13 protein-coding genes are annotated in these 12,568 nt (G+C 72.2%); 8 read left to right on the forward strand and 5 right to left on the reverse strand.

The features are described from left to right. Positions 1–23: 23 nt before the first annotated feature. Positions 24–1,118, reverse strand: a complete 1,095-nt coding sequence (gene gcvT / locus ACQP1P_RS39765; RefSeq protein WP_433079290.1) for a glycine cleavage system aminomethyltransferase GcvT — start codon at positions 1,116–1,118, stop codon at positions 24–26. Positions 1,119–1,246: 128 nt separating this feature from the next. Between gcvT and ACQP1P_RS39770 the strand changes: the two genes are divergently transcribed. After that, positions 1,247–2,812: a leucyl aminopeptidase gene (locus tag ACQP1P_RS39770; RefSeq protein WP_433079292.1), complete on the forward strand. Its 1,566-nt coding sequence runs from the start codon at positions 1,247–1,249 to the stop codon at positions 2,810–2,812. A gap of 32 nt (positions 2,813–2,844) precedes the next feature. Here the strand turns inward: ACQP1P_RS39770 and ACQP1P_RS39775 are convergent, their stop codons facing one another. After that, the gene (locus tag ACQP1P_RS39775; protein ID WP_433079294.1) at positions 2,845–3,153 is read right to left on the reverse strand and encodes a hypothetical protein; all 309 of its coding nucleotides are present in this window, start codon (positions 3,151–3,153) and stop codon (positions 2,845–2,847) included. A 202-nt stretch (positions 3,154–3,355) separates the two neighbouring features. Between ACQP1P_RS39775 and lpdA the strand changes: the two genes are divergently transcribed. The 4 genes from lpdA (at position 3,356) to ACQP1P_RS39795 (ending at position 7,760) form a co-directional block, all read left to right on the forward strand. Then, positions 3,356–4,741 (forward strand): dihydrolipoyl dehydrogenase, encoded by a 1,386-nt coding sequence (gene lpdA, locus ACQP1P_RS39780; protein ID WP_433079296.1) that lies wholly within the window; start codon positions 3,356–3,358, stop codon positions 4,739–4,741. Between the two features lie 46 nt (positions 4,742–4,787). Then, a complete protein-coding gene (sucB, locus tag ACQP1P_RS39785) occupies positions 4,788–6,644 on the forward strand; it encodes a 2-oxoglutarate dehydrogenase, E2 component, dihydrolipoamide succinyltransferase (protein WP_433079298.1) in 1,857 nt (618 codons plus the stop codon). An 81-nt stretch (positions 6,645–6,725) separates the two neighbouring features. After that, positions 6,726–7,619, forward strand: coding sequence for a TIGR01777 family oxidoreductase (locus ACQP1P_RS39790; protein WP_433079300.1), 894 nt, complete (start codon positions 6,726–6,728; stop codon positions 7,617–7,619). A 48-nt stretch (positions 7,620–7,667) separates the two neighbouring features. Beyond that, a complete protein-coding gene (locus ACQP1P_RS39795) occupies positions 7,668–7,760 on the forward strand; it encodes a hypothetical protein (protein ID WP_433079302.1) in 93 nt (30 codons plus the stop codon). Between the two features lie 66 nt (positions 7,761–7,826). Here the strand turns inward: ACQP1P_RS39795 and ACQP1P_RS39800 are convergent, their stop codons facing one another. Continuing rightward, the gene (locus tag ACQP1P_RS39800) at positions 7,827–9,056 is read right to left on the reverse strand and encodes an extracellular catalytic domain type 1 short-chain-length polyhydroxyalkanoate depolymerase (RefSeq protein ID WP_433079304.1); all 1,230 of its coding nucleotides are present in this window, start codon (positions 9,054–9,056) and stop codon (positions 7,827–7,829) included. Positions 9,057–9,195: 139 nt separating this feature from the next. On the opposite strand from ACQP1P_RS39800, the gene lipB reads away from it, so the two are divergent. Next, positions 9,196–9,810: a lipoyl(octanoyl) transferase LipB gene (gene lipB / locus ACQP1P_RS39805; RefSeq protein WP_433079306.1), complete on the forward strand. Its 615-nt coding sequence runs from the start codon at positions 9,196–9,198 to the stop codon at positions 9,808–9,810. Here lipB and ACQP1P_RS39810 read toward each other — a convergent pair. Next, on the reverse strand, positions 9,794–10,369 hold the full coding sequence (locus ACQP1P_RS39810) for a DUF6928 family protein (protein ID WP_433079308.1): 576 nt from the start codon (positions 10,367–10,369) through the stop codon (positions 9,794–9,796). The genes lipB and ACQP1P_RS39810 overlap by 17 nt on opposite strands. A gap of 100 nt (positions 10,370–10,469) precedes the next feature. Here ACQP1P_RS39810 and lipA point away from each other — a divergent pair, with 100 nt between their 5' ends. Further along, a complete protein-coding gene (gene lipA, locus ACQP1P_RS39815) occupies positions 10,470–11,405 on the forward strand; it encodes a lipoyl synthase (protein ID WP_433079309.1) in 936 nt (311 codons plus the stop codon). Between the two features lie 24 nt (positions 11,406–11,429). After that, positions 11,430–12,128, forward strand: coding sequence for a DUF4191 domain-containing protein (locus ACQP1P_RS39820; protein ID WP_433079311.1), 699 nt, complete (start codon positions 11,430–11,432; stop codon positions 12,126–12,128). A gap of 29 nt (positions 12,129–12,157) precedes the next feature. Here the strand turns inward: ACQP1P_RS39820 and ACQP1P_RS39825 are convergent, their stop codons facing one another. Further along, positions 12,158–12,517: an RDD family protein gene (locus tag ACQP1P_RS39825; RefSeq protein WP_433079313.1), complete on the reverse strand. Its 360-nt coding sequence runs from the start codon at positions 12,515–12,517 to the stop codon at positions 12,158–12,160. Positions 12,518–12,568: the final 51 nt, after the last annotated feature.

The raw sequence follows: 12,568 nt of genomic DNA on the forward strand, positions 1-12,568 counted from the left end.
AGGACTTCAGGTGACCGAGGACGTCACTTGACCGAGGACTTCACGAACGGGGGCTTCACCACGCGGACCGCGCAGCGGCGGCCGCGCACGTCCAGCGCCACCTCGTCGCCCTCGCCCACGCCCGACGCGGTGTCGATCAGCGCCAGGGCGATGCCGACCTTGCGGGTGGGCGAGAACGTGCCGCTGGTCACCTCGCCGACCTGGGTGCCGTCGGCGGCCAGCACCGCCATGTGCGCGCGGGGGACGGCGCGGTCGAGCGCCTCCAGGCCCCACAGCACCCGGCGCGGGCCCGCGGCCTTCTCGGCCAGCAGCGCCTCGCGGCCCCAGAACGCCGGCTTGTTCCAGCCCACGGCCCAGCCCGAGCGCGCCTGCACCGGGGTGATGTCGAGGGAGAGGTCCTGGCCGTGCAGGGGGTAGCCCATCTCCGTGCGCAGCGTGTCGCGCGCCGCGAGGCCGCAGGGGCGGGCGCCGGCCGCGACGATCGCGTCCCACAGGGTGTGCGCGTCGTGGGACGGCACGACGAGCTCGTAGCCGTGCTCGCCGGTGTAGCCGGTGCGGCAGACCACCACGTCGGTGCCCCCGTAGGAGGCCACCGTGAAGCTCATGTACTCGTGCTCCGTGGGCAGGCCGAGGCCGGCCAGCACCTCGGCCGAGCGCGGGCCCTGCACGGCGAGCACGGCGAAGAGCTCGTGCTGCTCGACCACGCCGATGCCGGCCGGCGCCTGGGCGGTCAGGCGGCGGACCACCTCGGCGGTGTTGGCCGCGTTCGGGATGAGGAAGACGTCGTCGTCGCCGAACCGGTACGCGATGAGGTCGTCCACCACGCCCCCGGTCTCGTCCAGGCAGAGGGTGTACTGCGCCTGGCCCGCGCTGATGCGGTCGAGGTCGTTGCTGAGGCAGGCGTTGACGAACGCGGCCGCGCCGCGACCCCGCACCCGGGCCTTGCCCAGGTGGGACACGTCGAACACGCCCACGTCCTCGCGGACGGCCGTGTGCTCCTTGAGCACGCCGCCGTCGGCGTATTCGAGGGGCATCTCCCAGCCGCCGAACGCCGCGAACTTGGCACCGAGCGCCGCATGGCGGTGATACAACGCGGGGTGCCGCAAGGGTTGGGTCATGCCCGCAACCTATCGCGTTGGTTATCGTGTCCTGCACCCGATTCGGCGGCATGCTGAAGCTGTGGCGACCCCGCAGTGAACTGTCCGGCCGCCGAAGCGCAGCGAACCATCAGTGATGTGGAGCACCAGTGACCTCCCTGACCCTGGTCGACACCGACCCAGCGACCCTTGCCGCCGACGCCGTCGTCATCGGTGTGTACGCCGATGACAGCCCCGACGCGAAGCTCGTGCTCGCGCCGGGCGCGCAGAGCATCGCGGCGGCGTTCAGCGACCGGCCGGGCGGCGGGCTCGCCGAGACCCTGCGGGTGCTCGGGGCGACCGGCGCGCTCGGCGAGGTGACGAAGCTCGCCGCGTTCGGCGCGGTGACCGCCCCGCTCGTGGTGGCGGTCGGCCTGGGCGTCCCCACCGGCGGCGACGCGAGCCGGGCGCCCTCGGCCGAGTCGCTGCGCCGCGCGGCCGGGGCCGCGGCCCGGGCCCTGGCCGGATCGTCCTCGGCGGCCCTGGTGCTGCCGCTGGCCGACGACGGCGAGACGGGCGTCGCGGCGCTGAGCGCCGGGCTGCGGGCCGTGTCCGAGGGGGCGATGCTGGGCGCGTACCGCTTCGCCGGCTACAAGTCCAAGCCCGCCGCCGGTCGCCGCGACCCGCTGCGCAAGGTGCTCGTGCACGTGCCGGACGCGGGTGCCCGGGCGGCCAAGGCCGTGATCAAGCGCTCCGGGGTGCTCGGCGCCGCGGTGGCCCGCACCCGGGACTGGATCAACACGGCGCCGAACGAGCTGCGGCCCCCCGCCTTCGCCGAGCAGGTCGCGGCGGCGGCGCGCGAGGTGTCGCTGGAGGTGTCCGTACTGGACGAGAAGGCCCTGGCCAAGCAGGGCTACGGCGGCATCCTGGCGGTCGGGCTCGGCTCGGCGGCCGCCCCGCGCCTGGTGCGCCTGGCCTACGAACCGGCCGGGGCCACCCGGCGGGTCGCGCTCGTGGGCAAGGGCATCACGTTCGACACCGGCGGCGTGTCGATCAAGCCGAGCGCCGGCATGTGGGAGATGAAGTCGGACATGTCCGGCGCCGCCGCAGTGGTCGCCACCATGCTCGCGATCGCCCAGCTCAAGCCCAAGGTGGCGGTCGTGGCGTACGCGCCGATGGCCGAGAACATGGTCTCCGGCAGCGCGTACCGGCCCGGTGACGTCGTGAGGATGTACAGCGGCGCCCAGGTCGAGGTGCTCAACACCGACGCCGAGGGCCGCATGATCCTCGGCGACGCGATCGCCCGGGCCTGCGAGGACGACCCCGACTACCTCTTCGAGGTCTCGACCCTCACCGGCGGGCAGGTGATCGCGCTCGGCAAGCGCATCGCGGGCGTCATGGGCACGCCGGAGCTGTGCGAGCGGGTCCGCGACGCGGGCGAGCGGACCGGCGAGCCGGCCTGGCCGATGCCGCTGCCGGAGGACGTGCGCAAGGGCATGGACTCCGACGTGGCGGACATCTCGCAGGTCAACGCCGGGATGGACCGCGCCGGGCACATGCTGCAGGGCGGCGTGTTCCTGTCCGAGTTCGTGACCGAGGGCGTGCAGTGGGCCCACATCGACATCGCCGGCCCGAGCTACCACGCCGGCGAGCCCTTCGGCTACTGGACCAAGGGCGGCACCGGCGTCCCGGTCCGCACGCTGGTCGAGCTGGTGGAGGAGATCGCGGCCGAGTAGTGCGGCCGGCCGGGTGCGACCGGCCGGTGCGGTCAGGCGTTCTTGTTGCGGGCGTTGTAGTCCCGCCAGCGCTGGGGGTATCCCACCAGCGCGATGTCGTAGACGGGCATGCTCAGGCGGTGCGCGAACTGGCGCGCCGCCTGCGGGCTCTCCATCCGGCGGCGGGTCCACTCGCCGTCGTGGGCGATGAGCAGCAGTGTCGTCTCCGTCACGGTCGTGCGCGGCTCGATGAAGCCCTCCACGCCCCGCCGGGAGCGGACGAACTCCTCCAGGTAAGCCAGGTCCTCGCGGCTGGCGGAGCGCCCTCCCGCTGCCGGCTTGCGTCGGCGGAACCAAGCCACGATCGCTCCTCTTCGTCGAGTCCGTGCACAGCTCGTGCACAGGGTACGACGTCACGACCGGCCCCGGGGACCCCGCGAAGCCGCCCCTTTGTCGCAGGCGAGCAGGGCAAGTGACAAGATGGCCAAGGATCGTCATGCGAAGGGCGAACCCCCGATTCGCACCGTCACGAGCCGATGGCCCGTGCATCACCTGGGAGAATTCGTGAGCGACCCACACGCCAACTCCTTCGACGTTCTCGTCCTGGGCGGCGGCAGCGGCGGTTACGCGACCGCGTTCCGCGCGACCCAGCTCGGCCTGTCCGTCGCGCTGGTCGAGAAGGACAAGCTCGGCGGCACGTGCCTGCACCGCGGCTGCATCCCGACCAAGGCCCTGCTGCACGCGGGCGAGGTCGCCGACGCCGCCCGCGAGGCGGACCAGTTCGGCATCCAGGCCGTGTTCAACGGCGTCGACATGAAGGCCGTGAACGCCTACAAGGACGGCGTGGTCACCAAGCTGTACAAGGGGCTGCAGGGCCTGGCCAAGGCGCGCAAGGTGACGCTCATCGAGGGCGAGGGGCGCCTGGTCGCGCCGGACGCCGTCGAGGTCGCCGGCACGCGGTACACGGCGAAGAACATCGTGCTGGCCACCGGCTCCTACTCCAAGACCCTGCCCGGCCTCGTCGTGGACGGTGAGCGGGTCATCACCAGCGAGCACGCGCTCGGGCTGGACCACGTGCCGGCCTCCGCGATCATCCTCGGCGGCGGCGTCATCGGCTGCGAGTTCGCCAGCGCCTGGAAGTCCTTCGGCGTCGACGTCACGATCGTCGAGGCGCTCCCCCGGCTGCTCGCGGTCGAGGACGAGGCGAGCTCGAAGGCGCTCGAGCGGGCGTTTCGCAAGCGGGGCATCAAGTTCAAGGTGGGCAAGCCCTTCGAGGGCGTGGAGCGCACCGACGCCGGCGTGAAGGTGTCGATCCAGGGCGGCGACACGATCGAGGCCGAGCTGCTGCTCGTGGCCGTCGGGCGCGGGCCGACCACCGCCAACCTCGGCTACGAGGAGCAGGGCGTGAAGATGGAGCGCGGGTTCGTCATCACCGACGAGCGGCTGCGCACCTCCGTGCCGGGCATCTACGCCGTCGGCGACATCGTGCCGGGCGTGCAGCTCGCGCACCGCGGCTTCCAGCAGGGCATCTTCGTGGCCGAGGAGATCGCGGGCCAGCACCCGCAGGTCTTCGACGAGTCGGGCATCCCCCGGGTGACGTACTCCGAGCCCGAGGTCGCCTCCGTCGGGCTCAACGAGAGCAAGGCCCGCGAGCTGCACGGCGAGGACAAGATCGAGACGCTGCAGTACGACCTCACCGGCAACGGCAAGAGCCAGATCCTGCGGACCGCCGGCTTCGTGAAGCTGATCCGGGTCAAGGACGGGCCCGTCGTCGGGGTCCACATGGTGGGCGCCCGGGTGAGCGAGCTCATCGGCGAGGCTCAGCTGATCTACAACTGGGAGGCGTTCCCCGGGGACGTCGCCCCGCTGGTGCACATGCACCCCACGCAGAACGAGGCTCTCGGCGAGGCGCACCTGGCGCTGGCCGGCAAGCCGCTGCACGTCCACTGATCAGGCATCCGACCGCCACCAAGCACAGTACGAGGAGTCGTTTCACATGCCGGTATCGGTCACCATGCCCCGGCTGGGCGAGAGCGTCACCGAGGGCACCGTCACCCGCTGGTTGAAGCAGGAGGGCGACCACGTCGAGGCCGACGAGCCGCTGCTCGAGGTCTCGACCGACAAGGTCGACACGGAGATCCCCTCCCCGGCGGCCGGGGTGCTGACCCGGATCGTCGTGCAGGAGGACGAGACCGCCGAGGTCGGCGCCGAGCTCGCCGTCATCGGCGGCGACGGCACTGACGGCGGTGACGCCTCCGAGGGCGTCGCGCCCGCGCAGGAGCCGTCGGAGGAGCAGGAGGAGCCCGCCGCACAGGAGGAGCCCGCCGCGGAGGAGCCCGCCCAGGAGCAGCCCGAGGAGGAGCCGGCCCCGGCCGCCGCGTCCTCGTCCGGCGGCGGCGAGGGCACCTCGGTGAAGATGCCCGCGCTCGGCGAGAGCGTCACCGAGGGCACCGTCACCCGCTGGCTCAAGCAGGTCGGCGACAGCGTCGAGGCCGACGAGCCGCTGCTCGAGGTCTCCACCGACAAGGTCGACACCGAGATCCCGTCGCCGGTCGCCGGCACGCTGCTGGAGATCAAGGTCCCCGAGGACGAGACGGTCGAGGTCGGCGCGGAGCTGGCCGTGATCGGCGCCGCCGGGGCCGCGCCCGCGAAGTCCGAGCCCGCCCCGCAGCCGAAGCCCGAGGCCAAGCCGGAGCCGAAGCCCGAGCCCAAGGCCGAGCCGAAGCCCGAGGCCAAGCCGCAGCCCAAGGCCGAGGCCAAGCCGGAGCCGAAGGCCGCCGCGCCCGCCTCCAAGCCCGAGCCGCAGCCGGCCGCGAGCGCGCCGGTGCAGGCCGGGCCGGCCACCAACGTCACCGTGGCCGGTGCCGCGCCGGCGGGTGGCAACGGCAAGGTCTCGGGCGACGAGGCCGGCTACGTCACGCCGCTGGTCCGCAAGCTCGCCGCCGAGCACGGGGTGAACCTGGCCCAGCTCTCCGGCACCGGTGTGGGCGGGCGCATCCGCAAGCAGGACGTGCTCGACGCGGCCGCCAAGGCGAAGGAGGCCGCCGCCCAGCCGGCGCCCGCCGCCGCCCCGGCCGCCGCGAGCACCGGCGGCTCGACCGCCGCCGCGCCGAAGGCGGCCCCGAGCCCGCTGCGCGGCCAGACGCAGAAGCTCAGCCGGATGCGGGCCCTCATCGCCCGGCGGATGGTCGAGTCGCTGCAGGTCTCGGCCCAGCTCACCACCGTCGTCGAGGTCGACGTGACGAAGGTGGCGAAGCTGCGCGACAAGGCCAAGGCGCAGTTCCAGGCCACGCACGGCGTGAAGCTGTCGTTCCTGCCGTTCTTCGCCCTGGCCGCGGTCGAGGCGCTGCGGGTGCACCCGGGCGTGAACTCCTCGATCGACCTCGAGGCGGGCACGGTCACGTACCACGACGCCGAGCACCTCGGCATGGCGGTCGACAGCGAGAAGGGCCTGATCGTCCCGGTCATCAAGAACGCGGGCGACCTCAACCTGGCCGGGCTGGCCAAGCGCATCGCCGACGTGGCCGAGCGGACCCGCGCCAACAAGCTCAGCCCGGACGACATCGCGGGCGGCACGTTCACGCTGACCAACACCGGCAGCCGGGGCGCGCTGTTCGACACGCCGATCATCAACCAGCCGCAGGTGGCGATCCTGGGCACCGGCGCCGTGGTCAAGCGGGCCGTCGTGGTGAGCGACCCGGAGCTCGGCGAGATCATCGCGCCGCGCTCGATGGTCTACCTGGCCCTGTCCTACGACCACCGGATCGTCGACGGCGCCGACGCCGCGCGCTTCCTGGGCACCATCAAGGAGCGCCTGGAGGCCGGGCACTTCGAGGCCGACCTGGGTCTCTAGCACCTGACGATCAAGGGGCGTCCCGGCGGGCCGGGGCGCCCCTTGATGTTCTCCCGGGACGGATCCGGGCAAGATGACCTCATGCAGATCCTGATCGCGGGGGCGTCCGGCTTTCTCGGCCAGCGGCTCATCCCGCACCTGCGCGACGCCGGGCACCAGGTCACACCGCTCGTGCGGCGCCCGCCCCGCCCCGGCGAGGTGCGCTGGGACCCGACCGCCGGGGTGCTGGACGGCACGGTCGTGGCGGCCGCGGACGCGGTGATCAACCTGGCCGGCGCGGGGGTCGGGGACAAGCGCTGGACCGCGCAGTACAAGAAGACGATCGTGGACAGCCGCGTGGACACCACCCGCACCCTCGCGCGGGCGATCGCCACGGCCCCGAGGCGGCCGAAGGTGCTGCTCAACTCCTCCGCCGTCGGGTTCTACGGGGACACCGGCGACCGGGCCGTCGACGAGTCCTCCCCCGCGGGCGAGGGCTTCCTGGCCGACGTGTGCAAGGTGTGGGAGGCGGCGACCAGGCCCGCGGAGGACGCCGGGACGCGGGTGGCGCTGCTGCGCACCGGGTTCCCGCTGGACCCGGCGGGCGGCCTGCTCAAACCGCTCTACCTGCAGTTCAAGCTCTTCGCGGGCGGGCGGATGGGCGATGGGCGGCAGTACCTGCCCTGGATCTCCGTCCCCGACTGGCTCGCCGCGGTCGTGTTCGTGCTCGAGCGCGAGCTGTCCGGGCCGGTCAACCTCACCGGCCCCGAGCCGGTCACCAACGCCGAGTTCTCCGACACCCTCGCGCGGGTCATGCACCGGCCCAACCTGCTGCCGGTGCCCGGCTTCGCGCTGCGGGCCGCCGTCGGCGAGTTCGGCGGCGAGGCCCTGGCCAGCCAGCGGGTGCTCCCCGCGGTGCTGATGCGCGAGGGCTTCCCGTTCGCGCACCGCACCGTCGAGGAGGCGCTGCGGCAGGCCGTGCCGTCGGCCGGCTAGCCGGCGGCGAAGGGCGAGTTCGGCGGCGAGGCCCTGGCCAGCCAGCGGGTGCTCCCCGCGGTGCTGATGCGCGAGGGCTTCCCGTTCGCGCACCGCACCGTCGAGGAGGCGCTGCGGCAGTCCGTGCCGTCGGCCGGCTAGCCGGCGGCGAAGGGCGAGGGCGGCGGCGCGCGAGGCTCGCGCGCCGCGCCGTCGAAAGAGGCCCTTTCAGCAGGCCGCGTCGTCGATCACGTAGTAGTTGGCGGCGGTCTGCCGCAGGCCGTGGGTGGTGAACACGTTGTAGAGGCCCATCGCCTGGTTCGACCCGTTCGCGTACGTGTAGCCGCCGGTCTGGTGCGCCCGGCCGGCGGTCACGTGCGCGTAGTTCGAGGCGCGCACGCACGGGCCGGAGCCCTGCGTCGGGGTCGGGCTCGGCGTCGGCGAGGACGTCGGCGAGGACGTCGGGGAGGCGGTCGTCGGGCCGGTGGTCGGGCCGCCGCTGGACAGGCCCCAGTCGAGCGCCTGGTAGTACGACGAGCAGATGGTGTCCTTGTAGTACGTGCCCGCGGTGCCGCACTGCTCCGTCGCCGAGCCCGGGTCGACCGGCGTCGCGTGGGTCATGCCCGACACGAGGTACACCTTGACCTTGTCCCCGTAGTTCGACAGGGACGTGCCGCCGGGCAGCGAGGCCGTCGACGTCGGGGTCTGGCCGACGCCGAGCACGTTCGTCCACTGGTCGCGCAGCTCCGTCGCGTTGGCCGGGGCCACCGTGGTGTCGGCGGTGCCGTGCCAGATCGCGACCCGGGGCCGCGCGCCGGAGTAGCCGGAGTACGCGCCCCGCACGAGGTCACCCCAGGCCGCCGGGGTCTTGTCGACGCCGGGGTTCATGCAGCTGTACGCGGCCGTCATCGACGTGGCGCAGCGGTACGGCAGGCCGGCCATGATCGCGCCGCCGGCGAACACGTCCGGGTAGGTGGCCAGCATCACGGCCGTCATCGCGCCGCCGGCCGAGAGCCCGGTGACGTACACCTTCGCCGGGTTCGTGCCGTAGTTCGCCACCGCGTAGTCGACCATCTGCTTGATCGACAGCGGCTCGCCCGCGCCGCGGGCGGTGTCGCCGGTCTCGAACCAGTTGAAACAGCTCGTGCTGTTGTTGGCGGACTTCTGCTCGGGCAGGACCAGGGCGAACTTCCACAGGTCCGCGTACTTGCGCCAGCCGGAGTTGGTGAAGTAGTCGGTCGCGTTCTGGGTGCAGCCGTGCATCGCGACGACCAGGGGCGCCCCCGAGGGGAGGCCGTCGGGGCGGTACGAGTACATCGTGAGGTTGCCGGGGTTCGACCCGAAGCTGCCGACCGTCGTGAGCGTGGCGGCGTAGGCGGGCGTCGAGACGGTGGTGAGCGCGATCGCGGCGACCAGCGCGGCGGCCGCGGGCAGGATCCAGCGCAAAGGCCTGGGCATGGCGGTGCCCTTTCTGCTGTGGGGAGCACCACGCTATGTGTGACCTTCGACGCACCACTATGTCCGCTTCCCACACAAATCCCGCGGCCGTCGTGCGGTGGCCGCGGCGTAGTCTGGCCAGGTGACCAGCGTGGTGGGTATGCGAATCGTCCGGGCCGGGCTCGTGGACTACGAGGCGGCGCTCGCCGAGCAGCGGCGCGTCCACGCGGAGGTGGCCGACGGCACGGCGCCCGACACGGTGCTGCTGCTGGAGCACCCGAGCGTCTACACGGCCGGCAAGCGCACCGAGCCCGCCGACCGGCCCTTCGACGGCACGCCGGTGATCGACGTCGACCGCGGCGGGAAGATCACCTGGCACGGGCCGGGGCAGCTGGTGGGCTACCCGATCGTGAAGCTGCCCGATCCCGTCGACGTGGTGGCGTACGTGCGGCGCATGGAGCAGCTGCTCATGGACGTCTGCGCGGAGCTCGGCGTCGCCACGGTCCGGGTCGAGGGCCGCAGCGGCGTCTGGGTGCCGGCCGACGAGCGGGGCCCCGACCGCAAGGTCGCGGCGATCGGCATCCGGGTCGCCCGCGGGGTCACGCTGCACGGGTTCGCGCTCAACGCGGACTGCGACCTGTCGCGGTACGACATCTTCGTGCCCTGTGGCATCCGGGACGCGGGCGTGACGTCGCTCTCGGCCGAGCTGGGCCGGGACGTGACCGTCGAGGAGCTGCTGCCGATCGTCGAGCGGCACCTCACGACGCTGTACTGACCCGGTAGGCGACGACCGGGATCAGCTCGGGGTCGACGTCGTCGATGCGCTCGTGGTCGTCGCAGGCGAAGCCGAACAGGCCCTGCATCGACGCGCAGCTCAGCTCGCAGGGGTCGGTGCCGGACTGCTCGAAGCCCAGCCGCTCGCCCTCGTCCTCCACCACGGCGGGGTCGGCGCACACGCTCAGCGCGCGCACGCGGGAGCCGTCGCGCCAGACGCCGTAGCTGCACCAGCCGGCGTCGCTGTGGGCGGCGTGCAGGTAGACGTTGCGGCGCTCGCTCGCGGCCAGCACCACGGGGTCGAGCTCGGACGGGCGGCGCGGGGTCAGGCCCCAGCTGCACACCAGGTCGAGGCCGCTGAAGCAGCCGACGCAGACCACGTCGGCCGGCGGGTTGAGGGCGTCGACGAGCAGCTCGTCGCCGATCTCCTCGATCTCGGCCCCGGGGAAGAGGCGTTCGACGAGCGCGCGGGTCGCCGGCTTGTCCAGCACGGGGTAGGACCGCAGGACATCGATCGGGTTTCCGTCGGCGAAGGCCACCAGCGTGTCGTTGAGCGCCACTGTTCGCCTATTGCCGGACCGGGTGATTCGGAAACGTGCAAGACGTGACGTCAATCGCGTTCCCGGTTCTTGGGCAGTCGCCGGGCGTAGTCTTCGAGCTGTGACCGCCGTTGTTCCCGAAGGCCGTCGTCTGCTGCGCATCGAAGCGCGTAACGCGGAGACGCCGATTGAGCGCAAACCGTCGTGGATCAAGGTCTCGGCCAAGATGGGTCCCGAGTACACGCATCTGCGGGGGCTCGTCCAGCGCGAAGGCCTGCACACGGTCTGCCAGGAAGCCGGCTGCCCCAACATCTACGAGTGCTGGGAAGATCGCGAGGCGACCTTCCTCATCGGCGGCGACCAATGCACCCGGCGCTGCGACTTCTGTCAGATCGACACCGGCAAGCCGGCCGAGTTCGACGCGGACGAGCCGCGCCGGGTCGCCGAGTCGACGGCGACGATGGGGCTGAAGTACGCGACCGTCACCGGTGTGGCCCGCGACGACCTGCCCGACGGCGGCGCCTGGCTCTACGCCGAGACCGTCCGGCAGATCCACGCCCTGGTCGAGGGGTGCGGCGTCGAGCTGCTCATCCCCGACTTCAACGGCGAGCCGGAGCTGCTCGACGAGGTCTTCGAGGCCCGCCCCGAGGTGCTCGCGCACAACGTCGAGACCGTGCCGCGGATCTTCAAGCGCATCCGGCCCGCGTTCCGCTACGAGCGGTCGCTGGGCGTGCTGACCAGGGCGCGCGAGGCCGGCCTGGTCACCAAGTCGAACCTGATCCTCGGCATGGGCGAGGAGCGGGCCGAGGTGACGCAGGCGCTCAGGGACCTCCACGAGGCCGGGTGCGAGCTGGTGACGATCACGCAGTACCTGCGGCCGACCCCGCGCCACCACCCCGTCGAGCGGTGGGTCAAGCCCGAGGAGTTCGTCGAGCTGCGCGAGGAGGCCGAGCAGATCGGCTTCGCGGGGGTGCTCTCCGGGCCGCTGGTGCGCTCCTCGTACCGCGCCGGACGCCTCTACCGCCAGGCGCTGGAGAACCGGGCTCTCAACTCCTGAGCGTGTCCATCTAGACTCGCAGGTATGGCAAAGGCCCAGGAGCCGGAGAAGGTCTCCTTCTTCACGCGGCTCAAACAGATCGGCATGGTCTTCTCGTTCACCGCGAAGCGCGACAAGGCGTTCGTGCCCCTCGTGGTGACGGTCGTCCTCGTGCCGCTGATCGCGGTCGGCGTCGCCATCGCGCTGGGCGTGTCCTGGATCTGGGCCCCGCTCGGCGTGCTGCTGGCGCTGCTCGGCACCGTCATCGTGCTCAACCTGCGCTCGCAGAAGGCGATGATGCGAGAGGCCGAGGGGCAGCCGGGCGCGGCGGCCTCGATCATCGAGAACATGCGCGGCGACTGGCGGGTCAGCCCGGCCATCGCCTCCACCACCCAGTTCGACATGGTGCACCTGGTCATCGGGCGCCCCGGCGTCATCCTGATCGGCGAGGGCAACCCGGGCCGGGTCAAGGGCCTCATCGGCCAGGAGCGGCGCCGGCTGGTCAAGGTCATCGGCAACGCCGAGCTGCGCGACTACATGGTCGGCAACGAGGAGGGCCAGATCCCCCTCCCCAAGCTGCGCAATATGCTCATCCGGCTGCCCCGCACGATCACGGCCAAGGACGTCAACTCCCTCGACAAGCGGCTCAAGGCGCTCTCGGCCCGGCCGCAGATGCCGCGGGGTGCCCTGCCCAAGAACATGAAGCCCCCGAAGGGGCAGTTCAAGGCGATGCGCGGGCGCTGAGCCCGGCAGCCGGCCCGGACAGCGGGCAGCTAGACGGCCTGCACGACCGAGCCCGAGGCCCGGTCGTGCAGGCCTCGCTGGTTCTGGTCCATGATCAGCGCCGTGACCAGCGGCAACATCACGATCGCCCGCAGGAGCGCCCGCGGTACACCCAGCGGCCCCCCTGTGTTCATGGACACACAGCGGATGCGAAAGAGCCGCATGCCGAGGGTCTGGCCGAAAAAGCCGAGGAACAGCGCGTAGACCACCACGAAGACCCCCGGCGCGAGCCAGGGCTCATCGACCGGCTTCGCGAACGCACCCGCGATGAGCAGGCACGATATCCAGTCGATCAACAGGGCGCCGAAACGCCGGGCCAGAGTTGCCGGCGCGGGTCGTACATTCTCCACGACGGGTCAGACTATCGAACGACGCTCGCCGCTGAACGGCCGAGCCACGGG

It is taken from the genome of Dactylosporangium sp. CA-052675 (assembly GCF_050947935.1).
Taxonomy (GTDB): domain Bacteria; phylum Actinomycetota; class Actinomycetes; order Mycobacteriales; family Micromonosporaceae; genus Dactylosporangium.